At 68.2% G+C, this 24,254-nt stretch carries 25 protein-coding genes; 11 read left to right on the top strand and 14 right to left on the bottom strand.

Going from position 1 to position 24,254, the window contains the following annotated elements; all coding sequences use genetic code 11:
* Nucleotides 1-245: 245 nt before the first annotated feature.
* The 3 genes from ACTXG5_RS02185 to ACTXG5_RS02175 are packed head-to-tail and all read left to right on the top strand — an operon-like array spanning nucleotide 246 to nucleotide 3,402.
* Nucleotides 246-2,066, top strand: coding sequence for a hypothetical protein (locus tag ACTXG5_RS02185; RefSeq protein WP_445162136.1), 1,821 nt, complete (start codon nucleotides 246-248; stop codon nucleotides 2,064-2,066).
* Nucleotides 2,067-2,086: 20 nt separating this feature from the next.
* Nucleotides 2,087-2,743, top strand: coding sequence for a glycosyltransferase family 2 protein (locus ACTXG5_RS02180; protein ID WP_445162135.1), 657 nt, complete (start codon nucleotides 2,087-2,089; stop codon nucleotides 2,741-2,743).
* Entirely contained in the window at nucleotides 2,740-3,402 is a 663-nt protein-coding gene (locus tag ACTXG5_RS02175; RefSeq protein ID WP_445162134.1) for a TIGR04282 family arsenosugar biosynthesis glycosyltransferase, read from the top strand. Before ACTXG5_RS02180 ends, ACTXG5_RS02175 begins: the two co-directional genes overlap by 4 nt.
* A gap of 122 nt (nucleotides 3,403-3,524) precedes the next feature.
* Here ACTXG5_RS02175 and ACTXG5_RS02170 read toward each other — a convergent pair whose 3' ends face one another.
* From ACTXG5_RS02170 to ACTXG5_RS02120, 11 genes are all read right to left on the bottom strand, one after another.
* Nucleotides 3,525-4,772, bottom strand: coding sequence for an APC family permease (locus ACTXG5_RS02170; protein WP_445162133.1), 1,248 nt, complete (start codon nucleotides 4,770-4,772; stop codon nucleotides 3,525-3,527).
* A 6-nt stretch (nucleotides 4,773-4,778) separates the two neighbouring features.
* Nucleotides 4,779-6,131 carry a hypothetical protein gene (locus ACTXG5_RS02165; RefSeq protein ID WP_445162132.1) on the bottom strand — a complete coding sequence of 451 codons (1,353 nt, stop codon included), beginning with the start codon at nucleotides 6,129-6,131 and terminating at the stop codon, nucleotides 4,779-4,781.
* 11 nt (nucleotides 6,132-6,142) lie between these two features.
* Nucleotides 6,143-7,219 carry an o-succinylbenzoate--CoA ligase gene (gene menE / locus ACTXG5_RS02160; RefSeq protein WP_445164232.1) on the bottom strand — a complete coding sequence of 359 codons (1,077 nt, stop codon included), beginning with the start codon at nucleotides 7,217-7,219 and terminating at the stop codon, nucleotides 6,143-6,145.
* Nucleotides 7,220-7,287: 68 nt separating this feature from the next.
* Entirely contained in the window at nucleotides 7,288-7,611 is a 324-nt protein-coding gene (locus tag ACTXG5_RS02155; RefSeq protein ID WP_445162131.1) for a DUF3349 domain-containing protein, read from the bottom strand.
* 51 nt (nucleotides 7,612-7,662) lie between these two features.
* Nucleotides 7,663-7,953, bottom strand: a complete 291-nt coding sequence (locus ACTXG5_RS02150) for a hypothetical protein (RefSeq protein ID WP_445162130.1) — start codon at nucleotides 7,951-7,953, stop codon at nucleotides 7,663-7,665.
* Nucleotides 7,953-9,179, bottom strand: a complete 1,227-nt coding sequence (locus ACTXG5_RS02145; RefSeq protein ID WP_445162129.1) for an anion permease — start codon at nucleotides 9,177-9,179, stop codon at nucleotides 7,953-7,955. The genes ACTXG5_RS02150 and ACTXG5_RS02145 overlap by 1 nt, the downstream gene beginning before the upstream one ends.
* Nucleotides 9,180-9,276: 97 nt before the next feature.
* A complete protein-coding gene (locus ACTXG5_RS02140; RefSeq protein ID WP_445162128.1) occupies nucleotides 9,277-9,684 on the bottom strand; it encodes a VOC family protein in 408 nt (135 codons plus the stop codon).
* Nucleotides 9,685-9,739: 55 nt separating this feature from the next.
* Nucleotides 9,740-10,636, bottom strand: a complete 897-nt coding sequence (locus ACTXG5_RS02135) for an SDR family oxidoreductase (RefSeq protein ID WP_445162127.1) — start codon at nucleotides 10,634-10,636, stop codon at nucleotides 9,740-9,742.
* Between the two features lie 103 nt (nucleotides 10,637-10,739).
* Entirely contained in the window at nucleotides 10,740-11,642 is a 903-nt protein-coding gene (locus tag ACTXG5_RS02130) for a 1,4-dihydroxy-2-naphthoyl-CoA synthase (protein ID WP_445162126.1), read from the bottom strand.
* Nucleotides 11,643-11,644: 2 nt separating this feature from the next.
* Nucleotides 11,645-12,097 carry a nitroreductase family deazaflavin-dependent oxidoreductase gene (locus tag ACTXG5_RS02125; protein ID WP_445162125.1) on the bottom strand — a complete coding sequence of 151 codons (453 nt, stop codon included), beginning with the start codon at nucleotides 12,095-12,097 and terminating at the stop codon, nucleotides 11,645-11,647.
* A gap of 16 nt (nucleotides 12,098-12,113) precedes the next feature.
* The gene (locus ACTXG5_RS02120) at nucleotides 12,114-13,046 is read right to left on the bottom strand and encodes an aldo/keto reductase (protein ID WP_445162124.1); all 933 of its coding nucleotides are present in this window, start codon (nucleotides 13,044-13,046) and stop codon (nucleotides 12,114-12,116) included.
* 81 nt (nucleotides 13,047-13,127) lie between these two features.
* Between ACTXG5_RS02120 and ACTXG5_RS02115 the strand changes: the two genes are divergently transcribed.
* Nucleotides 13,128-13,670 (top strand): TetR/AcrR family transcriptional regulator, encoded by a 543-nt coding sequence (locus ACTXG5_RS02115; RefSeq protein WP_445162123.1) that lies wholly within the window; start codon nucleotides 13,128-13,130, stop codon nucleotides 13,668-13,670.
* A gap of 80 nt (nucleotides 13,671-13,750) precedes the next feature.
* On the opposite strand, the gene fadD8 is transcribed toward ACTXG5_RS02115, so the two are convergent.
* Nucleotides 13,751-15,352: a fatty-acid--CoA ligase FadD8 gene (gene fadD8, locus ACTXG5_RS02110; RefSeq protein WP_445162122.1), complete on the bottom strand. Its 1,602-nt coding sequence runs from the start codon at nucleotides 15,350-15,352 to the stop codon at nucleotides 13,751-13,753.
* A 77-nt stretch (nucleotides 15,353-15,429) separates the two neighbouring features.
* On the opposite strand from fadD8, the gene ACTXG5_RS02105 reads away from it, so the two are divergent.
* The 6 genes from ACTXG5_RS02105 to ACTXG5_RS02080 all read left to right on the top strand — a co-directional run bounded on the left by ACTXG5_RS02105 (nucleotide 15,430) and on the right by ACTXG5_RS02080 (nucleotide 22,231).
* Entirely contained in the window at nucleotides 15,430-17,034 is a 1,605-nt protein-coding gene (locus tag ACTXG5_RS02105) for an amidohydrolase (RefSeq protein ID WP_445162121.1), read from the top strand.
* A gap of 50 nt (nucleotides 17,035-17,084) precedes the next feature.
* Nucleotides 17,085-18,002, top strand: coding sequence for an o-succinylbenzoate synthase (locus ACTXG5_RS02100; RefSeq protein ID WP_445164231.1), 918 nt, complete (start codon nucleotides 17,085-17,087; stop codon nucleotides 18,000-18,002).
* A complete protein-coding gene (locus ACTXG5_RS02095) occupies nucleotides 17,999-18,781 on the top strand; it encodes an alpha/beta fold hydrolase (RefSeq protein WP_445162120.1) in 783 nt (260 codons plus the stop codon). Before ACTXG5_RS02100 ends, ACTXG5_RS02095 begins: the two co-directional genes overlap by 4 nt.
* Nucleotides 18,782-18,822: 41 nt before the next feature.
* Nucleotides 18,823-20,472, top strand: coding sequence for a 2-succinyl-5-enolpyruvyl-6-hydroxy-3-cyclohexene-1-carboxylic-acid synthase (gene menD, locus ACTXG5_RS02090; protein ID WP_445162119.1), 1,650 nt, complete (start codon nucleotides 18,823-18,825; stop codon nucleotides 20,470-20,472).
* Nucleotides 20,469-20,993, top strand: coding sequence for a DUF3592 domain-containing protein (locus ACTXG5_RS02085; RefSeq protein WP_445162118.1), 525 nt, complete (start codon nucleotides 20,469-20,471; stop codon nucleotides 20,991-20,993). Before menD ends, ACTXG5_RS02085 begins: the two co-directional genes overlap by 4 nt.
* 77 nt (nucleotides 20,994-21,070) lie before the next feature.
* The gene (locus ACTXG5_RS02080) at nucleotides 21,071-22,231 is read left to right on the top strand and encodes a glycosyltransferase family 4 protein (RefSeq protein ID WP_445162117.1); all 1,161 of its coding nucleotides are present in this window, start codon (nucleotides 21,071-21,073) and stop codon (nucleotides 22,229-22,231) included.
* Nucleotides 22,232-22,241: 10 nt separating this feature from the next.
* Here the strand turns inward: ACTXG5_RS02080 and ACTXG5_RS02075 are convergent, their stop codons facing one another.
* Nucleotides 22,242-23,066: an SDR family oxidoreductase gene (locus tag ACTXG5_RS02075; protein ID WP_445162116.1), complete on the bottom strand. Its 825-nt coding sequence runs from the start codon at nucleotides 23,064-23,066 to the stop codon at nucleotides 22,242-22,244.
* Between the two features lie 71 nt (nucleotides 23,067-23,137).
* On the opposite strand from ACTXG5_RS02075, the gene ACTXG5_RS02070 reads away from it, so the two are divergent.
* On the top strand, nucleotides 23,138-23,830 hold the full coding sequence (locus tag ACTXG5_RS02070) for a demethylmenaquinone methyltransferase (protein ID WP_445162115.1): 693 nt from the start codon (nucleotides 23,138-23,140) through the stop codon (nucleotides 23,828-23,830).
* Nucleotides 23,831-23,833: 3 nt separating this feature from the next.
* Here the strand turns inward: ACTXG5_RS02070 and ACTXG5_RS02065 are convergent, their stop codons facing one another.
* Nucleotides 23,834-24,214 carry a DUF732 domain-containing protein gene (locus ACTXG5_RS02065; RefSeq protein ID WP_445162114.1) on the bottom strand — a complete coding sequence of 127 codons (381 nt, stop codon included), beginning with the start codon at nucleotides 24,212-24,214 and terminating at the stop codon, nucleotides 23,834-23,836.
* Nucleotides 24,215-24,254 lie beyond the last annotated feature (40 nt).

The following is a 24,254-nucleotide window of genomic DNA, read 5'->3' as shown; positions in this document are numbered from 1 at the left end:
GTTACTGACGGCGCAAATTCGCTTTGGCGGCCAGGGAACCCCCTGCCGAGGCGACTTCGTTGCTTACTTGGAAACATAATCTCCGTTCGGACGACGCGGGAGTGCGTCCCCCGGTCTGCGGAACGCGGTTACGCTGCGCCTGTAGGCGAACGGGGTCGCCCGGATGATTGTTACTGCCGACGGTACCGAGTGTAATGATGCCGGGACATGCTGGTTCTGGGGTGGCCAGTCGAAGGAGAGCAGGGATGGACGTCGTTTTGGGGGTCGCTGTCACTGGCCCCGTCGCCCGCTTGGCGCTTGTCGGGGCGGGCGCGGGCGGCAGTGACGTGATCGACCAATCCGTCGTCGACCTGGCTAACAACCCGATTGAGCAGTTGACCGAGACCGTGGTCGGCACCAATCGGCTGTTGGCGAACGAGAACCACCGGCTGGTCGGGACCCGGTTGTGCTGGACGGACCATCCCAGCGCCGACCAGCTGCGCCAGGCGTTGGAAGATTCCGGCGTCCACAACGTCGCGGTGCTCTCGCAGTCGCAGGCGGTGACGGCGCTGATGCGCGCGGCGGGGCGGTCCGGCGGTGTGCTGGTGCTTGACGACAACACGGCGACGCTGTCGGTGCTGGGCTCGGCCGCGGAGGACCCGGACGCGCCGCCCACGCTGCTGGCCAGCGAGGCTTTCGGAGGCGACGCCACCGGCACGTTGGACACGATGATGGCCCGGCTCGGCGAGCACCCGGACGCCTCGAGCGACGTGTTCTTGGTGGGCGGCTCCGCTGATCTCACCGGGGTTGCCGACCAGCTTCGCGACGCGACCATGCGGGTGCAGATTCCCGAGGACCCCACCTTCGCGCTGGCCCGCGGCGCCGCGATTGCGGCCGCACCGCTGGCCCCGGATGCCACCGCGATGGCTCCGGCGGTCGGGCTGACTGGCGATGCGACCGCGATGGCCCCGGCGGCCGGGTTCGGCGGCGACGAGACCGCGATCGTCCCGGCCGGGCTCGGCGATCCCGATGCGGCCGACCAGCAGCTGGCGTATTCGATGGCCGAAGACGACGCCGACCTGCTGCCGGGCGAGGTTGACGAATTCGACGAATTCGAGGATTACTACGACGATCCGGATGCCGAGACCGGCCCGCTGAAGCTCAGCAGACAGTCATTGCTGCTCGGCAATGCGGTGGTCGCGTTCGCGGTCGTCGGAATCGCTTCGCTGGCCGTCGCGGTGGTCGTCGCCGTCCGGCCGACCGCCAGCCAGGAGCCGGTGGTGGGACACCAGAACGCCGCCCCGGGCAAGTTCATGCCGCTATTGCCGACCCAGCAGCAGGCGCCGGTACCGCCGCCGCCACCCGAAGCACCGAACGCGGGATACCAGGGCGGCATCATTCCGGCGGTCCCGCAGGCACCGGCGCCCGGAGTGGGCCCTGTACCCGTCGCCCCCGTTCCGATCCCGGGCGCGCCGGGTCTTCCCGGTCTGGTGCCCAACCCCAATGGGCCGATTCCGATCCCGGTCCCGATCATCATTCCGTTCCCGGGCTGGCGACCGCAGCCGTGGGTGCCGCCATACAACCCCTACCCGCCGTACACGCCGCCGACCACGACGACCCCGTACACCCCGCCGACGACGCCGACGACGAGTCCGCCCACGACACCGACAACACCGACGACGACGGTTGCTCCGACGACGACCGTCGCTCCGACGACGCCGACGACGACGGTTGCTCCGACGACGACCCCGTACACGCCGATAACGCCGTCGACGACCGTCGCTCCCACCACGGTCGCGCCGACGACGGTCGCGCCGACGACGGTTGCTCCCACGACGGTCGCCCCCACGACGGTTGCTCCGACGACGGTCGCCCCGACGCAGAGGACCCAGCAGCCGACGCAGCAGACCCAGCTGCCGACGCAACAGCCCACCCAGCAGACCGTGGCTCCCAAGCCGCCCACCCAGCAGCAGACCGTCGCGCCGAAGCCGGTGGCGCCGGTGGCGCCCAAGCCGGTGGCGCCGGTGGCGCCCAAGCCGCCGTCGGGCGGCGGCAGTGGCGGTGGCCACTCCTCGTCGGGGAACTGATCGCCCTGGGGTCGACAGGGATGCCCGACGATCTGGTCACGGTGGTGCTGCCGTGTCTGAACGAGGAAGAGTCGCTGCCGGCGGTGCTGGCGGCCATTCCCGCCGGCTATCGAACGCTGGTGGTGGACAACAACAGCACCGATGACACCGCGGGCGTCGCCGCTCGGCACGGCGCCCAGGTCGTCGCCGAACCGCGGCCCGGATACGGGTCGGCGGTGCACGCGGGTGTGGTCGCCGCGGCGACTCCGGTCGTGGCGGTCATCGACGCCGACGGTTCGATGGATGCCGGCGACTTACCCCGGCTGGTTGCCGCACTCGAGCAGGGCGTGGACATGGCCATCGGCCGGCGCCGGCCCGTCGCCGGGCTGCACTGGCCGTGGGTCGCGCGGGTGGGCACCGTCGTGATGAGCTGGCGGCTGCGCAGTCGCCACGGCCTGCCGGTGCACGACATCGCGCCGATGCGGGTAGCCCGCCGGGAGGCACTGCTGGGTCTGGGCGTCGTCGATAGGCGGTCGGGGTATCCGCTGGAACTGCTGGTGCGCGCCGCGGCCGCCGGCTGGCGCGTGGTCGAACTCGACATCAGCTACGGCCCCCGCACCGGCGGCAAGTCGAAGGTCAGCGGTTCGCTGCGGGGCAGCATCACCGCGATCCTGGACTTCTGGAAGGTGATTTCGTGACGGACCTGCCGGTGACGTTGTTGGTAGTCGCCAAGGCACCGGAGCCCGGCCGAGCCAAGACGCGGCTGGCCGCGACGGTGGGCGACCGGGTCGCGGCCGACATCGCCGCCGCGGCCTTGCTGGACACGCTGGATGCGGTCGCCGCTGCTCCGGCTGCCTCGCGGGTCGTCGCGCTGACCGGCGACCTGGCTGCGGCCGCTGCCGCGGCACAGATCCGGCAGCGGCTGGAGGCGTTCACGGTGATCGAGCAGCGCGGAGACGACTTCGCCGACCGGCTCGCCAACGCTCACCTCGACGCGGCCGCCGGCTTTCCGGTGCTGCAAATCGGCATGGACACCCCGCAGGTGACCGCCGACCTGCTGGCCGGCTGCGCGCGCTCGCTGCTGGGGGCACCGGCCGTGCTCGGGCCGGCCGTCGACGGCGGTTGGTGGGTGCTCGGGGTGCAGGACCCGGCGATGGCCGAATGCCTGCGTGCCGTGCCGATGTCTCAACCCGACACCGGAGAACTCACATGGAAAGCGTTGCGGAATAACGGTATTGACGTGATATCGGTGGATCGGTTGGCGGACTTCGACATCGCCGACGATGTCGCGGCGGTACGCGAGACCTGCGGGCCCGCCAGTCGCTTCGCCCGAGCGACCCGCGCCGCGGGCCTCTAGCCGTCGTCATCGACTGTGCGCCCTTGGTTTTGACTGTGCGCTGAGGGCGGGAAATTCGCCGGATTCCCACCATGACCGCACACTCGACGCCGTCATCGCACACTCGACGCCGAGCCGGCCGCTCAGGCTCGTCGGCGTAGCACCACGGCGCGCCCAGCGATCCCGACGGCCAATACCGCCAGCCCCGCAACCGCCGATGCCCACGGCAAGGTGGCGACCAGCAGCAGGCATCCGATCAGGCCGCAGACGTTACGGACGCGGCGCCGAGGGGCGGGCAACGTATAGGCGGCGGCGTTGGCGATCGCGTAGTAGATCAATACCCCAAACGACGAAAAGCCGATCACCCCACGCAGATCGACGGCGCTCACCAGGAGGCAGACCAGCACGCCGATCGCGATCTCGGCATGGTGTGGCACCCGGTGGTCCGGGTGAACGGCCGTCAGCCAGCCCGGAAGATCCCGATGCCGTGCCATCGCCAGCATGGTGCGCCCGAGTCCGGCGATCAGCGCCAATAGCGCGCCAAGGCTGGCCAGCGCCGCGCCGACCGATACCACCGGCACCAGCGCCGGGGCGCCGGCAGCCCGGACCGCCTCGGCTAGTGGTGCAGCGGCATGCGCGAGCCGGTCGGGTCCCGCGGCCACCAGCGCGGCCACCCCGACGACCAAATAGATCGCCACCGCGATCGCCAGGGCAAGAGTTATCGCCCGGGGAATGGTGCGGCCGGGGTCGCGGACCTCTTCGCCCATCGTCGCGATCCGCGCATATCCGGCGAAGGCAAAAAACAGCAGCCCCGCCGACTGCAGCACGCCGTAGATCGTGCCCGTGAACCACGGGCCGCTCAGGTGCGACGGGTCTGGCTTGCTCGTCGCGATGCTAACGACCACGGCGGTTAGCGCAATCAGAGTGCACGCCAACAGAACTCGGGCCAGCATCGCAGTCTTGGCGACTCCGCGGTAGTTCAGCGTGGTCAGTAAGACCACCGCGGCGACCGCGACCACACGCTGCACCCACACTGCCGCGCCCGGAGCCGTATAAACGGCGACGGTCAGCGCCATGGCCGCGCATGAGGCGGTCTTTCCGATCACGAAACTCCACCCGGCGATGAAGCCCCACCACGGGCCGAGGCGTTCGCGCCCGTAAATGTACGTTCCGCCCGACGTGGGATACACCGCGGCAAGTTGGGCCGACGAGGAGGCGTTGAAGTAAGCGATCGCCGCGGCCAGTGCCAGCCCGATCAGCAGGCCCGCGCCGGCTGCCTGGGCGGCCGGGCCGAACGCGGCGAACACCCCGGCCCCGATCATCGAACCCAGCCCGATGACGACTGCGTCGGTCGTATCTAGGCGACGTGCCAGCCCGGGCTGCTCTTCCATGTCCGCCTACCAGTTGGTGATCATCACGGTGTTCACCAGCAGCGCACCGGCGGCGTTGATCGCCAGCCACCCGCGGTGCGACCGCACCGGCAGCAGCGCGGGCGCGGCAGTGAGCCAGATCGTGAACGGCAGCCAGATCCGTTCCACCTCAGCCTTGCTCAGCATGCTCAAGTCGGCGCAGGCGATTGCCGCCAGCATGGCCAGCAATAGCAAGTAGAAACCGGAGCGCCGACGAAGGGCGGCAACGTCGAACACCCGGGTGATTCCCGCCACGCTGCCCAGGCCTATCGCACACACCACGCACGCCAGATTGGCCCACCACCAATACTGGAACGGCCGGTCGTTCGCAATCCCCTGCCAATACCGTTGCTGCACAAGGGTATAGCCGTCGAACCAGTAAAATCCGGCGACCGCGAAGCTTGCCGCCACCGCCACCGCCGCCAAGACGGCCGGGCCCAGAGCCCGCAGCGCCGCCCTGAAGTCGGTGGCCGAAACCAGTACCGCTAATGCGGGAAGGCCCATCAACACCAGGCCGTAGTTGACGAAGACGCCCCAGCCGAGCAGCAGGCCCGCGGCAGCCGCAACCAGCGCGGGGGACCGAACCTGGCGGTGCACCGCCACCGCCAACAGCGCGATGCCCCACGCCGCGACGCCGGCGAAGTAGCCGTCGGCCGAGACCGCCACCCAGATCGCCGTCGGTGCTATGGCGACGAACGGCGCGGCCCGCCGCGCGGTCTGCTCGTCGGCCAGCGCGCGGATGGCGATCACCACGGCCGCCGTCGCGCTGGAGCCGACCAGCAGGCACAGCAGGCCTGCCCAGGCGCCGCCGTGCAGGCCGAGCCGGTCCAGCCAGACGAACGTCAGCAGCGCGCCCGGCGGATGCCCGGAAACGTGGGTGATCCAGGAGTTCGGCTGGTAGTCGAGAATCCGGCTGGAAAACGTGCGCACCGCCGCCGGGATGTCGGTGATGCCGGGCACCTGGGACAGATACTCTTCCGGCCTGGTCAACCGGCCGGCGAAGCCGCGCTGCCAGCCGTCGATCATCGCCAGCGCGAAGGCCCACCCGCAGGCCACGGCCCAGGTGCCTAACGTCAACTTTCGCCACGAAAGGCGTTGTGCTATAACAGGACCCCACACCATCGCGGCCACGGCGAGCAGAATCGCCGGCACGGTTCCCCAGCTGGCGTGGATCTCCCAGGAGGCGAACAGTGGCGCCGACTGGGCGTGCGTAGCGAAGCGCTCCGGGCCGATGTCGAGGCGCGGTCTGACCCCCCGATCCAGCCACGGCAGCACGACGGCGGCGATGACCAGGCCAGCACCGACCGCGACGGCCAGCATCTCCCGGCGAGCAACCCTCACGATTGACCAGCCTATTGATCGGCGGCGAACCGGCGCACCAACGCCGCGCGGTCCACCTTGCCGATGCCGCGGCGCGGCAATGCGTCGAGGATGTGTAGTTCGCGTGGCGCGGCCGTGCCGGCCAGGGTGCGTGTCACGTGTGCCCGCAGCTCGTCCAGGGTCGGCGGGCCGAAACCGTCACGCACCACGATCGCCGCGACCACCCGCTGCCCCAACCGGTCGTCGGCGAGACCGAACACCGCGCAGTCGCCGACGGCGGGGTGGGTGCACAGCGCGGCCTCGACCGGCTGCGGCAGCACCGTCAGCCCGCCCGTGCTGATTGCGTCGTCGGCGCGGCCCAACACGGTCAGCGCGCCGGACTGGTCGACGGTGCCCAGGTCGTCGGTGCGGAACCAGCCTGGCTCGGCGAACGGGTCGGGATCCATCGGGTTGCGATAGCCCTTGGCCACCGTCGCGCCCCCGATCACGATCCGGCCGTCGGGCTGCGTCCGCACCTGCACACCGTCCAGCGGAACACCGTCGTAGACGCAGCCCCCGGCGGTTTCGCTCATTCCGTAGGTGCGAACCACCGCGATCCCGGCGGCCGTCGCGGCATCAAGGACCGGCCGTGGAGCCGGGCCGCCGCCGAGCAACACGGCGTCCAATTCGGCGAGCGCGGCCGCGGCCGCCGGATGGGTGAGCGCCTTGGCCAGTTGGGCGGCGACCAGCGACGTGTATCGCCGTCCCGCGCCCAATTTACTTACGGCGCCTGGCAATTCGGCGGTGTCGAAGCCGGTGGAGACGTCCAGCTCGACGGGTGCCGAACCGGCGAGCACGCTGCGCACCAGCACCTGAATTCCGGCGATGTGATGCGGCGGCAATGCCAGCAGCCAGCTGCCCGGTCCGCCGAGACGATCATGAGTGGCCGCCGCGCTGGCGGTTAGGGCTGCGGCGGTGAGCAAGGCGCCCTTGGGCGCACCGGTGGTTCCCGACGTTGTCGCAACGACAGCTACGTCGTCGTCGATGGTCTCGCCCACACGCAAGGCGTCCAGCTCGGATTCGCGATCCGCCTGTGCCGCAACGAAAGCCGGATCACGACCTTCCAGCACCCGTTCCAGGGCGGGCAGCATCAATACCGCGGCCGAGCCGGGCGAGACGCTGAGCGCACGCAGTACGGCTATCCGCGTACCCCGTTGCCGCGATCGTCGTGCTCGTCGTCGTGCTCGTCATCGAGCGGCCAGCCCTTGGCTGCGAGCCGGTTCCGCACCCGCTCGATGTCGGTGTCGGACGGCAGCTCGTCGGTGAGCTTGCTGATCAGGACCCCGATATCGATCTTGTCGAAATCGCCACGCTCCATTAGCGCATTGGCCACGAGCTTGACCTCGTCATTGGTCAATCGGTTCGCCAGCAGGGCCAGCAGTGCGAAGGTATCGGTCGGCGGAACGCCTTCCGGATAACCCGCACGTAGCCACGAGACGACCGAGGTAAGGAATCGGTTCACTTGCTTCACTCCGCCCGGGGGGCTCGGAATTCCGTGGACAACGACTCGATGCTACTTAAGCTTGGCCCCGAGGAAGGGATACCCAGTGTGATGCGCGATGAAGTCGCGGGCGATGTACAGCAGCGCGATGACGATCACAGTAAGGACCAGCCCGTAGATCGCCCATGCGAGCGCGGTCAGCACCGGGTTCCGTTGACCGCCGCTGCCGGTATCTCCCGCGCCGACGGCTTGTAGCCGGATCCCGACTGCGAACAGCCCCGGCAGTGCAGCCCCGGCCAGCATGCTGAAGAGCAGGATCTTCAACGTGGCCTCGTAGTTGAACCAGTCGCCGAAGTGACTCATCAGAGCTTCCCCACACTCACGTCGTCGGAACCGGAGGCGGCGCCGACTTTGGCGCTCCCGTTGCTGGACGGCTTACCGCTATCCGAGTCATCGAGGCCGGCGGTCAGGTCGCCTTCCCACTCGGCGTTGACGTTGTTGTGGTCGACCTTGCTCTTGCGCGACCGCAGGTAGATCGCGGCAGAGACCGCGACCAACAGCCCGAACCCGACGACGGCGCCGGGGTATCCGCCGATGAAGTGGACGATGTAGTAGGTGATCGCCCCGACTAACCCGGCCAATGGAAGCGTCACCACCCACGCGACCGCCATTCGCCCGGCCACGCCCCAGCGCACCTCGCCGCCGGGCTTGCCCAGCCCGCTGCCCATCACCGAGCCGGTGCAGACCTGGGTGGTCGACAGCGCGTAGCCGAAGTGAGCGGACAGCAGAATGACTGCGGCCGAGGATGATTCGGCGGCCATGCCCTGCGGCGACTGGATTTCGACGAGTCCCTTGCCCAGGGTGCGGATGATCCGCCAACCGCCCAGGTAGGTACCCGTCGCCATCGCCAGGGCGCAGGCCACGATGACCCACAGCGGCGGGGTCGCGGCGCTCTTACTGACCGTCCCGTAGGACATCAGCGCCAGGAAGATGATGCCCATCGTCTTCTGCGCGTCGTTGGTGCCGTGCGCCAACGAGACCAGCGACGCCGACCCGATCTGGCCGCGCCGGAACCCGGCTTCGGTGCGCTCCTTCTTCAGGCCGCGGGTAATCCGGTAGACCAGCCAGGTCGCCACCGCGCCGACCACGATGGCCAGGAACACGGACACGAAGGCCGGGATGATCGCCTTGGACATCACGCCCTTCCAGATCACCCCATGGGCGCCGACGGCGGCGATGGTGGCACCGACGATGCCACCGATCAGAGCGTGCGAGGAACTCGACGGGATACCGAGGAGCCAGGTCAGCAGGTTCCAGACGACGCCGCCGACCAGCCCGGCGAATACCAGTTCCAGCGACACGACGCTGGAATCGATGAGGCCCTTGGCGATCGTGGCCGCGACGGTGGTCGAGAGGAACGCACCGATCAGGTTGAGGACCGCGGACAAAGCGACCGCTTGCTTGGGCTTCAGCGCCCCACTCGCGATGGAGGTCGCCATCGCATTGGCGGTGTCGTGGAAGCCGTTGGTGAAATCGAAGGCGAGTGCCGTTACTACGACAATGATTAGGAGGAACAGTTGTATGTCCACAGCGCCTGATTCTGGTGGTTGAGGGATTTAATTGTCGAATGCACAGGCACGCGAATCGCGGGTATATCGCGACTCGTCGCCAGATGTTACCTGTCAGTTAACCGGACGTTCCCTGTTGTTCACCTCGGCTGTCGCGGCGCAACGGGTGGTCGCCCGGGACCTCGACGAAGATGAGCGTAATCCCATCCGGATCGGTCACATGCATCTCTTTCAAGCCCCACGGTTCGCGCCGCGCCTCGCGGGCAATCGCCACCCCGCGGGCCGCCAGTTCGGCCTGGGTGGCTTCGATGTCGCGGACCTGTAGCCACAGCGCGCCGGGAAAGGGCCCCTGGGAATGGTGAGGGTCACTCCAGCCGGCCAGCTCCAGCAGCGATTGGCCCGCGAAAAACACTGTGCCGGCGCCATAGTCGCGGTAGATGGCCAGGCCGATTTCGTCGCGGTAGAACGTTAACGACCGCTGATAGTCAGCCGGCCGGAGCAGCATCCGGCTGAACAGGATCTCCATAGCGTTGTGTCTATCACGTCCCCGACCGGCCGCCACGCTCGACGGCGATAGCGGCTCAGCTATCGGGTTCGCGGTTGGGTTGCAGGTTCTGGCGCTGCATAAGGGTGTTCAGCAAGCGGGGCCCGATGGTGTCGAGCGCCCTGGCCGCGATGGCCATCCGCGGGGCGATCCGCACCGGCCGGCTGCGGGCCGCGGTGACCATCCACTCGGCGGCTTCTTCGGGTGTCAGGGCCGGCAACCCGTTGTACGCCTTTGTCGGGGCGATCATCGGAGTGGCCACCAGCGGGTAGTACAGGGTCGTCGAATGCACGCCCCGTCGGCCCCACTCGGTTTCGACGATGCGGCTCACCGCTGACAGCGCCGCCTTGGATGCGTTGTAGACCGCGAATAATGGCGACGCCTCCGACAGCACCCCCCAGGTCGAGACGTTGATGATGTGCCCGTCGCCGCGCTCCAGCATCGCCGGCGCGAGCCCGCGGATCAGCCGCAGCGGCGCGTAGTAGTTGAGCACCATGGTCCGCTCGACGTCGTGCCAGCGCTCCAGCGACTCGGCCAACGGCCGGCGGATGGACCGGCCGGCGTTGTTGATCAAGATGTCCACCCCGCCAAGGCGCTTTTCGACGTCGGCAACCAGTGCGTCCACGGCGTCCATGTCCGAGACGTCGCACGGGATCGCCAGTGCCGTGCCGCCCGCCGACGTGATCCGGTCCGCCAGCGCGTCGAGGCGGTCCTGGCGGCGGGCGACGACCACCACGGTGGCGCCTTGATCGGCCAGCTGTTCGGCCGCGGCCTCGCCGATGCCCGACGATGCCCCGGTCAGCAGGATCCGCTTCCCGTGCAGGTCGATCGGTGTCATCGCGGGCCGGTTGACCAGCACTTGCGGCGAAATAGGCGGCCGCATGGTGGCCAGCACGAACTGGTCGGTGAACCGGCGAAGCGGACTCTTGCTCACAGGCCGGAAGTCTAGGCGGACGTCAGCGCGGCAGATGGTGGTTGGGCGGGTTGCTTCAATACGATCTGGAAGCGTCGTGTTGAGCGTGCGGGCGGGTCAACGCTCAGAAGTAGCGCGGGAAGGGGCTCCAGTCGGGGGCGCGCTTCTCCAGGAACGCGTCGCGGCCCTCGACGGCCTCGTCGGTCATATAGGCCAGCCGGGTGGCCTCACCGGCGAACAGCTGCTGGCCCACCAGGCCGTCGTCGAGCAGATTGAAGGCGAACTTGAGCATCCGTTGCGCCTGCGGCGATTTGGCGTTGATCTCGGCCGCCCACTGGACGGCGACGTTTTCCAGTTCGGCATGGTCGACGACCTCGTTGACCGCACCCATGCGCTGCATCTGCTCGGCGGTGTACGGGCGGCCCAGGAAGAAGACCTCGCGGGCGAACTTCTGACCGACCTGGCGTGCTAGATAGGCGCTGCCGTAACCGCCGTCGAAGCTGCCGACGTCGGCGTCGGTCTGCTTGAACCGGGCGTGCTCGCGGCTGGCCAGTGTCAGGTCGCAGACCACGTGCAGGCTGTGCCCGCCGCCGGCCGCCCACCCGTTGACCACGCAGATGACGACTTTGGGCATGAACCGGATGAGCCGCTGCACCTCGAGGATGTGCAGCCGGCCGGCGCGCGCCGGATCGACGGTCTCGGCTGTTTCACCCGCGGCGTACTGGTAGCCGCTGCGGCCCCGGATGCGCTGATCGCCGCCGGAGCAGAACGCCCACCCGCCGTCCTTGGGGGAGGGCCCATTGCCGGTCAACAGCACCACGCCCACATCGGGGGACATCCGGGCATGGTCCAGCGCGCGGTACAGCTCGTCGACGGTGTGCGGCCGAAACGCGTTGCGCACCTCGGGACGGTTGAACGCCACCCGTACGGTCGCGTCGGCGACGTGGCGGTGGTAGGTGATGTCGGTCAGATCGCTGAACCCGTCGACAGGCTTCCAGGAGTCAGCGCGAAAAGGATTGTCGCTCAAAGTTATTGAATTCCGTCCAGTCGAAACACCGCGCAACGGCCTGCCAAAGCTTCGAATTCTTCTGGTCGGCCTTCTTCGACCAGGCCGGCCCGCTTCATGAATCCCACACCGGTGGGCACTTCTTCGGGGAACACCCGCAGCAATGGGCGGGCATCCTCGGCGGGCAACTCGACCATCTTCACGCGCCGAACCTTGCGACCACGGGCCACCGTGGCCTCACCGGCGGCCCGGACGTTGGCTACCCAGTCGGCACCGGGAAATCCGGCGACGACGTACTCCTGGCCGGCGACCGTCATCGGCGTGACGGGGGTGGACCGCTCGCGTCCCGATTTGCGGCCTGGCACCGTCAACACGACCGGGCTTTCGCCGCCGAAACTCAGGCCCAGCCGCGACATCTGGACGAAGACCTTGTTCGCCGGTTTGAGCCACCACGGCGGCCGAACCGATTTGCTCATAGGGTGACCGTACTCGTCAGCTCTGGTCGACGAACCTCTCGATGCCGTGCGGCATTGGGTCGGCCCCCGGCGCCGTGACGGCGTCCAGGCGCGCCACCTGATCCGCGCTGAGCACGATGTCGCCCGCGCTGATGTTCTCCTCGAGATGGCCGATCGATTTGGTGCCGGCGATCAACAACACGTTCGGCGCGTGAGCCAGCAGCCAGGCCAACCCGACCTGGGCCGGTGTGGCGGTGAGTTCGCCGGCGATTGCGCGCACCACGTCGTTGTCGGCCGCCTTCGGGAAACCGGGGAACGCCGACCCGAGTGGGAAGTACGGCACCCAGGCGATGTCTTCGGCCGTGCAGAGCTCGAGCATCGCCTCCTGAGAACGGTCGAGCAGGCTGTAGGCGTTCTGCACGCAGACAATGCCCGCGGGCAGTGCACGCTGCAGGATCTCCAGCGGCACGCTGCTGATCCCGATCCCACCGATCTTGCCCTCGTCGCGCAGCGCGATCATCTCGGCCAACTGGTCGTCCAGGTCGACGATCTGATCACCTGCGGCGGCCACGCCCGGCCCGAGATCCATCCGGCGCAGGTTCACCACTGGCACACAGTCCACGCCGAGCTGGCGCAGGTCGTCTTCGACCGCCGCGCGTAGCTCCGCGGGTTTTTGTGCGGCGGCCAGAGGCACTGGTTGATCGCCGGTGTAGCGCGCACCGACCTTGCTGACGATGACGAGATCGTCGCGGTAGGGCGAAAGAGCAGCCTTGATGCGGCGATTCACCTCGCCGGGGCCGTAGAACGACGCGGTGTCGATGTGGTTGACCCCGAGTTCGACGGCGCGACGCAGCACTGCGGTTGCGTCGTCGGGCGCCGGCTCGAACAGCTGCATGGCGCCGTAGCCGACGCGGGCGACCCTGGCCGTTCCGATGGTGCCGGTACCGCCGGGCTGTGCTGTGTCCGTCATGGTGCTCCCTTGTGCCACACTGGAAAAATGCGGAGGACCCTCCGCTTCCGTCAGCCTAGCAGAAACGGAGGATCCTCCGCTTTGGCCGAGAGGTCGGATGTGCGCCGCAATCGCGAACGGCTGCTGGAGGCGGCCACCACAGCATTCGCGACCGCCGAGGGGCGTCCGGTGTCGCTCGAGTCGATCGCCCGGGACGCGGGCGTCGGGATCGGCACGCTCTACCGCCATTTCCCGAACCGGGAGGCGCTCGTCGAAGCGATCTACCGAGCGGAACTCGCCGAAGTGGCGGCGGCCGCACACCAGCTGCTCAAGCGGAATCCGCCGAAGACTGCCCTGCGACGCTGGATGGACCGCTACGCCGGCTTCGTGGCCGCCAAGCGCGGGATGGCCGAGTCCCTACACGCGATCTTTGATTCCGGCGCCATGGAGCCCAGCCAGACGCGGGACAGCATCGTCGGTGCCGTCGAGATGCTGTTGCGGGCCGGTGCCGACGACGCGACCCTGCGGACCGACGTGCACGCCGACGACGTGGTGTCCAGCCTCATCGGCATCTTTCTGGTGAGCGGTTCGCCGGAGCAGACGGGCCGCATGCTCGACCTGCTGGTGGCGGGTATCGCCCGTTAGCCCCATCTCTGGGCGAACGTGAAGTTAGCTTCACATTGGGGCGCGAGCGTGAAGTGAGTTTCACGTTGGCGCCCAAAGACTCAGCCGACGGCGCGCCCGGCACCTTCCCAGAACCGCGCCCGGACTGCCTTCTTGTCCGGCTTGCCCAGCCCGGTCAACGGCAGCGCGTCGACGATCTCCACCCGCTTGGGTGACTGCACCGAGCCTTTACGCTCCTTGACCGCGGCCTGGATCTCGGCGGTCATGGCCTCGATCGCGGCCTCGTCGCGAGGCGCGTCGGCGCGCAGCACCACCACCGCGGTGACGGCCTCGCCCCACTTGTCGTCCGGCGTCCCGACCACGCACACCTGCGCGACCGCCGCATGCTCGGCGATGACATCCTCGACCTCGCGGGGGAACACGTTGAAGCCGCCGGTCACGATCATGTCCTTGACCCGGTCGACGATGAAGTAGAAGCCGTCGTCGTCTTCGCGGGCCATGTCGCCGGTGTGCAGCCAGCCGTCCTTGAACGTCTCGGCCGTCGCCTCCGGCAGGTTCCAGTAGCCGCCGGCCAACAGCGGTCCACTCACGCAGATCTCGCCCGGCTCACCCTGCGGCACCGGCTTACCGTCCTCGCCCAGCAGCGCCACCCGGGCGAACAGCGTCGGGCGTCCACAGGAGGTGAGCCGCTTCTCGTCATGCTCGCCCTTGGCCAGGTAGGTGATCACCATCGGCGCCTCGGACTGCCCGTAGTACTGGGCGAAGATCGGTCCGAATCGCCGGATCGCCTCGGCCAGCCGGACCGGGTTCATCGCCGACGCGCCGTAGTACACGGTCTCCAGCGACGACAGGTCTCGGGTGTGCGAATCCGGGTGGTCCATCAGCGCGTACAGCATCGACGGCACCAGCATGGTGGCCGTAATCTTCTGCTCCTCAATGGTTTTCAGCACTTCGGCCGGATCGAACTTGCTCAGCACGACCATCTCGCCGCCCTTGACGACCGTCGGGGTGAAAAACGCCGCGCCGGCGTGCGACAGCGGAGTGCACATCAAGAACCGCGGGCTTTCCGGCCACTCCCATTCGGAGAGCTGAATCTGGGTCATGGTGGCGATGTTTCCGGTGGTGCCCAGCACGCCCTTCGGCTTGCCGGTGGTTCCGCCGGTGTAGGCCATACCGCCGATGTGGTCCGGCGTCAGCTCGGCAACAACCAGCGGCTTGGGTTCGTACTTGGCCGCCTCGGCCGACAGGTCCACGGCAACCCCGTCGAGGGCCGGCGGAACTGGGCCGATCGTCAGGATCTGCTTGAGCGAGTCGACCTTTTCCAGCAGTCCCAGTGCCCGCTCGACGAACGCCGGGTTGGGGTCGACGATCAGCGAGCTGGCACCGCAGTCGGAGAGGACGTAGGCGTGGTCGTCCAGCGAGCCGAGCGGATGCAGGGCGGTGCGGCGATAGCCCTGGGTCTGACTGGCGCCGAGGATCATCAGCACCTCGGGGCGGTTGAGCGCCAGCAGTCCGACCGTGACACCGGTACCGGCGCCGAGCGCCTCGAACGCTTGGGTGTACTGGCTGATCCGCTCGGCTAGTTGGCCCCCGGTCAGTGTGGTGTCGCCGAGGAACAGCACCGGCCTGTTCTTGTGGCGCTTGAGCGCGCCCACCAGCAAGTGGCCGTTGTGGGTCGGGTTGCGCAACAGATCGTCACTCATATGGCCAGACTAGAACGTGTTGCAATTCGGGTCAGCTGCACCCTCGATGGCCGCAGGGATCACTAGGGTTACTGCACATGGCTGCCGCAGATGTCGTCATCACCGGAACCGTCCTGACCGTCGATGACAAGCGGCCCACGGCCGAGGCGCTCGCCATCGCGGACGGCCGGATCATCGCCGTCGGCACCCGCGCCGATGTCGCCGACTTCATCGGCCCCGACACCCAGACCATCGATATCGGCGACGGCTGCGTCATGCCGGGATTCATCGAGGCACACGGTCATCCGCTGATGGAGGCGGTCGCGCTGTCGGACCGACTCGTCGACATCCGCCCCGTCACCATCCCCGGCCCCGACGATGTCGTCGCCGCGGTCCGCCGCGAGGCCGCTCGGCGGGGCGCGGACGGCGCCTACCTGAACGGGTGGGACCCGCTGCTGCAGGACGGACTGCCCGAGCCGACGCTGGCCTGGCTCGACGACATCGCACCGGACGGCCCGCTGGTCGTCATCCACAACTCCGGGCACAAGGCCTACTTCAATACGCACGCCGCCCAGCTCAACGGGCTGACTCGAGACACTCCGGACCCCAAGGGCGCCAGCTACGGCCACGACGCCAGCGGGGAACTCGACGGCACCGCCGAGGAAATCGGCGCGGTGTTCCCGCTGCTCGGCGGCGCCATCAAGGCCGACGAGTACCCGAAGATGTTGCTCGCCGAGTGCGCCCGGCTCAACCAGGCCGGGCTGACCACCTGTTCGGAGATGGCCTTCGATCCGAACTTCGGGCCTGTGGTCGAGGGCATGCGCAATGAACTCTCGGTCCGGCTTCGCACCTACGAGGTCTCCAATGCGCAGATGGCCACCGCCGCCACACCCGGGCGGGGCGACGACATGCTGCGCCAGGTCGGCATCAAGATCTGGGTGGACGGGTCGCCCTGGATCGGCAACATCGCGCTGTCCTTTCCCTACCTGGACACCGCCGCCACCCGGACGATCGGCGTCACCCCCGGCTCCTGTGGATGCGCCAACTACACCAAAGAACAGCTGACCGAAATCGTTGCGGCCTACTACCCGCAGGGCTGGCAGATGGCCTGCCATGTGCAGGGCGACGCCGGCGTCGACACGATCCTCGACGTCTACGAAGAAGCCTTGCGCCGCCATCCGCGCGACGATCATCGGCTGCGGCTCGAGCACGTCGGCGCCATCCGGGACGAGCAACTGCAAAGGGCCGCCGACCTCGGGGTCACCTGCAGCATCTTCGTCGACCAGATCCACTACTGGGGCGACGTCATCGTCGACGGTCTGTTCGGCGAGGTGCGCGGATCCCGTTGGATGCCAGCAGGATCCGCGGTGGCCACCGGCATGCGCATTTCGCTGCACAACGACCCGCCGGTCACCCCCGAGGAGCCGCTGCGCAACATCAGCGTGGCCGTGACCCGGATCGCGCCGAGCGGCCGGGTGCTGGGGCCCGAAGAGCGACTGACGGTCGACCAGGCCATCCGTGCGCAGACCATCGACGCCGCCTGGCAGCTGTTCGCCGACGACGTGATCGGCTCGCTCGAGGTCGGCAAGTACGCGGACCTCGTGGTGCTGTCGGCCGATCCCCGTGCGGTGCCCCCCGAGCAGATCGCCGATCTCGACGTGCGTGCGACGTATCTGGCGGGCCGCCAGGTCTACCAACGGTGACACCGTCACTGCCGGATCTGCTCGAGCGCCTGCATGTGGTGGCGCTGCCGATGCGGGTGCGGTTCCGTGGCATCACCACCCGGGAAGTCGCGCTGATCGAGGGCCCGGCCGGGTGGGGAGAGTTCGGGGCTTTCGTGGAGTACGGGCCCGCGGAGGCGTCGGCGTGGCTGGCGTCGGGCATCGAGGGCGCTTACCGTCAGCCGCCGCCGGTGCACCGCGATCGCATCTCGATCAACGCCACCGTGCCGGCCGTGTCCGCCGCCCAGGTGAGCGAGGTGCTGGCCCGTTTTCCCGGTGCCCAAACGGCCAAGGTGAAGGTCGCCGAGCCGGGCCAGACGCTGGCCGACGACGTCGACCGGGTCGACGCGGTGCGCGAACTGGTCCCGGTGGTGCGGGTGGACGCCAATGGCGGTTGGACGGTCGAACAGGCGGTGCGGGCCGCGGCCGCCCTGACCGCCCACGGCCCGCTGGAATACCTCGAACAGCCCTGCGCCACCGTCGACGAACTCGCCGCGCTGCGCCGGCGTATCGACGTGCCGATCGCCGCCGACGAAAGCATCCGCAAGGCCGACGACCCGCTGGCGGTGGTCCGCGCCGGCGCCGCCGACATCGCGGTGCTCAAAGTCGCTCCGCTGGGCGGGGTTTCGGCCCTGCTCGACATCGCGGCGCAGATCGACATCCCGGTCGTGATCTCCAGCGCGCTCGATTCGGCGGTCGGCATCGCCGCCGGGCTGACCGCCGCGGCGGCATTACCGCAACTGCGGCATGCCTGCGGACTGGGCACCGGCAGGCTGTTCGTCGAAGACGTCGCCCCGGCCGCCATACCCGTCGATGGGTACCTGGCCGTTGGCCCGGTCACGCCGGATTCGGCACGGCTGCACACGCTGGCCGCACCGCCCGAGCGGCGACAGTGGTGGATCGACCGGGTCAAGGCCTGCTATCCACTCCTTGTACCGTCGTTCGAGTGATCAACCTGGCTTACGACGACCGCGGCAGCGGTGAGCCCGTGGTCTTCATCGCCGGCAGCGGCGGCCCCGGGCGCACCTGGCTACCGCATCAGGTTCCAGCGTTTCTGTCGGCGGGATATCGCGTGATCACCTTCGACAATCGCGGGATCGGTGCCACCGAAAACGCCGACGGGTTCACGACGCAAACCATGGTCGCCGACACCGCGGCTCTGATCGAATCCCTGGGCGCCGCCCCCGCGCGCATCGTCGGGGTGTCCATGGGTGCATTCATCGCCCAGGAGCTGATGGTGGCCCGGCCCGAGCTGGTGCGCGCCGCTGTCCTGATGGCCACCCGCGGCCGCTTGGACCGCGCCCGTCAGGGCTTTCACGACGGCGAGACCCAGCTCTATGCGTCGAACACCGAGCTGCCGCCCGCTTATGAAGCGAAAGTCCGTGTGCTGGAAAGCTTTTCGCGCAAAACGATCAACGACGACGTGTTGGTCGCCGACTGGATCACCATGTTCCGGACCTGGCCGGTCAAGCGCACGCCCGGGCTGCGCACTCAGCTGAGTGTGTCTCCGCAGACCGACCGCCTGGCGGCGTACCACAGCATTGTCACCCCGGTGCTGGTGATGGGCTTCGCCGATGACGTGATCACGCCGCCCCACCTGGGGCGCGAGGTCGCCGACGCGTTGCCCAATGGCCGCTACGTGCAGATACCCGACGCCGGTCATCTGGGGTTCCTGGAGCGGCCGGATGCGGTCAACAGCGTGGCGCTGAAGTTTTTCACCGACGTGTGATCGTTCGGCGGCCCGTGAGCGGGCTGTGACACCCTGTAAGAGTGAATCCCTCGACGACACAGGCTCGCGTCGTCGTTGACGAGCTGATCCGCGGCGGCGTCCGCGACGTGGTGTTATGCCCCGGCTCGCGCAATGCCCCGCTGGCGTTCGCGTTGCACGACGCGGATCGCTCCGGCCGGATCAGGCTGCACGTGCGCATCGATGAACGCACCGCCGGCTATCTGGCCATCGGCTTGGCGATCGCCGCTGGTGCGCCGGTATGCATCGCGATGACCTCGGGCACCGCCGTGGCCAATCTCGGTCCGGCAGTGATCGAGGCGAACTACGCGCGGGTGCCGCTGATCGTGCTGTCGGCCAACCGGCCCTACGAATTGCTGGGCACCGGAGCCAATCAGACGATGGAGCAGCTGGGCTACTTCGGCACCCAAGTTCGCGCCACCATCAGTCTGGGCCTGGCCGAGGAGGCACCGGAGCGGATGGATTCGCTCAACGCGACCTGGCGATCGGCCACCTGCCGGGTAGTGGCGGCTGCCACGGGATCTCGCACCGCCAACGCCGGCCCCGTGCAATTCGACATCCCGCTGCGCGAGCCCCTGGTGCCGGATCCAGAACCCCACGGCGTCATCACCCCGCCGGGCCGGCCCGACGGAAAACCGTGGACCCACACGCCGCCGGTCACCTTCGACCAGCCCCTGGACATCGACCTGTCGCCCGACACCGTCGTCATCGCCGGGCACGGCGCGGGCGTGCACCCCAACCTCGCGCAGCTGCCGACGGTGGCCGAACCGACCGCGGCGTCCGCGGCCAATCCGCTGCATCCGCTGGCGCTGAACCTGCTGCGCCCCAAGCAGGTGATCATGCTCGGCCGCCCGACCCTGCATCGCCCGGTGTCGGCGCTGCTGGCCGACCCCAAGGTGCCGGTGTATGCGCTCACCACCGGGCCCCGCTGGCCGGACGTCTCGGGAAACTCGCAGGCCACCGGCACCCGGGCGGTGACCACCGGGACACCCAACCCGGCGTGGCTGCACCGCTGCGCCGAGATGAACCGGCAGGCGGTCGCGGCGGTCCGGGACCAGCTCGCGGCGCACCCGTTGACCACCGGCCTGCACGTCGCCGCCGCCGTGGCGGACGCGTTGCGACCGGGCGATCAGCTCGTGCTCGGAGCGTCCAACCCGGTCCGCGACGCAGCACTGGTGGGTCTGCACACCGACGGCATCCGGGTCCGCTCCAATCGCGGCGTCGCCGGCATCGACGGCACGGTGTCCACCGCGATCGGGGCGGCACTGGCTCACGAACGCGGTGGCACTGCTGACCATCCGGCCCGCACCGTCGCATTGATCGGCGACCTGACGTTCGTCCACGACAGCTCCGGGCTACTGATCGGCCCCACCGAACCGACGCCGCGGCATCTGACCATCGTGGTGTCCAACGACAACGGCGGCGGCATCTTCGAATTGCTCGAGCAGGGCGACCCGAGGTTCTCCGACGTGTCCTCGCGGATCTTCGGCACCCCACACGATGTCGATGTGGGTGCGCTGTGCCGCGCTTACCACGTCGAAAGCCGCCAGATCGAGGTCGACGAGCTGGCCGCGGCACTCAACGAATCCGGTGCGGGCATGCGGGTGCTGGAGGTCAAGGCGGACCGGTCCTCGCTGCGACAACTACATGCCGCCATCAAGGCTGCCTTGTGAAGTCGCCAAAAACATTGCTGCGCATTTTGATTCACGGACGCAGCGATGAGGCTCCGATCACCCCGGTACGGGTTGCGCTGCGATTGACGCGAATTGCGGTATTGATCGTGGCCGGACTGGTCACGCTGCAGTCGGTCCTGCTGGTGGCCGGGGCCTGGCGCGACGATCTCACGATTCGACACAATATGGGCGTGGCGCAGGCGGAGGTGCTCAGCGCGGGGCCGCACCGGTCCACCATCGAATTCGTCACCCCTGAACGCGTCACCTACCGGCCCGAGCTCGGCGTGCTTTATCCGTCCGAATTAGCCACGGGCATGCGGATATACGTCGAATACAACAAGGCCGACCCGAACCTGGTCCGGGTACAGCACCGCAACGCGGGGCTGGCGATAATCCCGGCGGGGTCGATCGCGGTGGTCTCCTGGCTCGTCGCGATCGTTGTGCTGATGGGCTTGGCGCTGCTAGACAAGCGATTGGACCGCCGTGATGCGCCCAACAATGTGGGTAGCAAAGATTCGTAACGCGCTCAGCAGCAAATTTCGCGCCCCGTATGCCCCTTCGCAACCTTATCGACAGGCAGTGCTGACACTGTGGTGGTGTGCGCGTTGCGATCGTCGCAGAATCTTTTCTGCCACATGTCAACGGTGTCAGTAATTCAGTAATTCGAGTGCTGGAGCATTTGCGTCGAACCGGCCACGAGGCTCTCGTCATCGCTCCCGATACCCCACCCGGTGAACCTCCCGCTGAGCGAATTCACGACGGCATCCGGGTGCACCGGGTGCCGTCGCGGATGTTTCCGAAGGTCACCACGTTGCCGCTCGGGGTGCCCAGGCCGCGACTGTTCAAGGTGCTGCGCGGATTCCAGCCCGACGTGATGCATCTGGCTTCGCCCGCGCTGCTGGGCTATGGCGGGCTACGAGCCGCCCGCTACCTCGGGGTGCCGACGGTTGCCGTCTACCAAACCGACGTGCCGGGTTTCGCGGAGAGCTATGGAATCGGGATATCGACGCGGGTGGCATGGGCATGGTTCCGCCACCTGCACCGCCTCGCCGACCGCACCCTGGCGCCATCCACCGCGACAATGGAATCTCTTATGTCCCATCGAATTCCGCGGGTCCATCAATGGGCGCGTGGGGTCGACATCATGGGGTACGCGCCGTCGGCTCGCGACGAGGCGCTGCGGCGGCACTGGTCACCGGACGGCAAGCCGATCGTCGGCTTCGTGGGGCGGCTGGCGCCGGAGAAACATGTCGAGCGGCTCGCCGGGCTAGCCGCGGCCGGCGACGTGCAAGTCGTCATCGTCGGAGACGGCGTCGACGCACGTAAACTCCGATCAGCAATGCCCACAGCGCTTTTCACCGGTGCCATGTATGGGGCGGAGCTTTCCGCGGCGTATGCCAGCATGGACGTCTTCGTGCACACCGGGGAGCATGAGACGTTCTGCCAAGTCGTCCAGGAAGCGCTGGCGTCGGGATTGCCCGTGATCGCCCCCGACGCCGGCGGACCGCGTGACCTCGTCACCCCGTGGCGCACCGGATTGCTGCTGGGTGTCCACGAATTCGAGCAGCGGCTGCCCGACGCGGTGGGGCATCTCCTGCAAGAGCGCACGCGCTACTCCCAGGCGGCGCGGAAAAGCGTGCTCGCCCGCACGTGGCCCGTCATCTGTGACGAGTTGCTCGGCCACTACGCGGCCGTGCAATCCCCGATCGCCAGGGCGCGGGCCCGTATCTCGGAACGGCAATACGCGCAAGGCGAATGACGTTGCGCCGCTAGCCCTGCGCGAGCTCGGCGACCGGCTGCCACTGCTCCCAGGTACGTAACCGGCTCTCGTAGTCGGCCTTTGCGGTCCGCAGCGGCGACGCCCCGAAGAACACCCGCAGCGGTGGCTGCTCGGCGTCGACCACCTTCAACAGCGCGGCCGGCGAAGCTGTCGGATCGCCGGGCTTGGCCCCCCGCTGACTGCGCGCAGCGTCCACCGCGGCATGCGCCTCGTCGTAAGCCGGCAACCGAGTCGCGTGCCTAGCCGAGGAACCGCCCCAATCGGTGCTGAAAATGGCGGGTTCGATCAAGGTGACGTGCACTCCGAACGACGCCACTTCCTGCGCCAGCGACTGCGAGAAGCCCTCCAGCGCCCACTTGGACGCGTGATACATCCCGATGTTGGGGAACGCCGTGATGCCGCCGATCGACGACACCTGGATGATGTGGCCGCTGCGCTGCGCACGCAGGTACGGCAACGCCGCCTGGGTGACCCACAGTGCACCGAACACATTGGTCTCGATCTGATCGCGCGCGTCCTGCTCGGACAGCTCTTCGACGAACCCGAACTGGCCGTAGCCGGCGTTGTTGACCACGATGTCCAGCCGCCCGAAATGGTCATGAGCCTGCTTGACCGCCGCGAAATCCGCTTCGCGGTCGGTGACGTCCAGCTCGATGGGCAACAACGCGTCGCCGTACTTCGCGACCAAATCGTCCAGTGATGCGGTGTTGCGGGCGGTGGCGGCGACCTTGTCGCCCCGCTCCAGCGCGGCGATCGCCCACTCGCGTCCGAACCCACGTGATGTACCGGTGATAAACCAAACTTTTTCGCTCACGCCGTTGTGTAACGCGTGCGTCGGCGCACCATTCCCGTACCGGCGGGATTGGGCCGGGTAGCGTCTTCGTCGTGAGTCGTGCGGCCTTGGACAAGGATCCCCGGGAGGTCGCGTCGATGTTCGACGGCGTCGCCCGTCGTTACGACCTGACCAACACCGTGCTGTCACTGGGCCAGGACCGCTATTGGCGCCGGGCCACCCGCTCGGCGCTGCGGATCGGGCCCGGCCACAAGGTGCTCGACTTGGCCGCGGGCACCGCGGTGTCCACCGTGGAGTTGGAGAAATCCGGGGCCTGGTGTGTGGCGGCCGATTTTTCGGTCGGGATGCTGGCGGCGGGCGGTGCACGTAAGGTGCCGAAGGTCGCGGGCGACGCCACCAAGCTGCCGTTCGCCGACGGCGTATTCGATGCCGTCACAATCAGTTTCGGGCTGCGTAACGTGGCCGACCCGCAGGCGGGACTACGTGAGATGGCGCGTGTCACCCGGCCGGGGGGCCGACTGGTGGTGTGTGAGTTCTCCACGCCCACCAACGCGCTGTTCGCCACCGCCTACAAGGAATATCTGATGCGGGCGCTGCCTAGGGTCGCACAGACGCTGTCGAGCAACCCCGATGCCTACGTGTATCTCGCCGAGTCGATCAGGGCCTGGCCCGATCAAGCTGCACTGGCGGAGCAGATGACGCAGGCAGGATGGTCGGGCGTGCGGTGGCGCAACCTGACCGGCGGAATCGTGGCCCTACATGCGGGGCATAAGCCCCTGCGCTGAGGACTAATTCGGGTGATTGCCGGCGGCCTGCACGACGCCCACCTGGTCCGGGCAGTAGTGGTCGACGGCCGCACCGAGGAACTGGAACGCCTGACCCTGACTGGTGCCCCGCGGCAGGTTGTGCTGGATGAAGTTGGCCGACGCGTAGGCGTCGTGGTCCACGCCCCTGCCCAACCGGTCGCAGGTGATCTTGCCCAGCCACGCGAGCTGGTCCTGCGGCTGGTAGATGCCGAAGCCGTTGACGGTGTTCTTGAATGGAGCGTCGTAGTCGCTGGGCGGCGACGGCGTCCTGGGCGTCGGCGGCGGATCGGCCTGCGCGGGCGTGGCCAGCGCAATTGCGGCTGCCGCCATGGCGAAGCTGGTAAGCAGCTTGGTACCCCTCATTAGCCGGACTATACACCTCGATAACGGCTCGGTCTCACGG

The organism is Mycobacterium sp. Dal123C01 (assembly GCF_052566995.1).
This window is presented reverse-complemented; position numbering and strand designations above follow the sequence as displayed.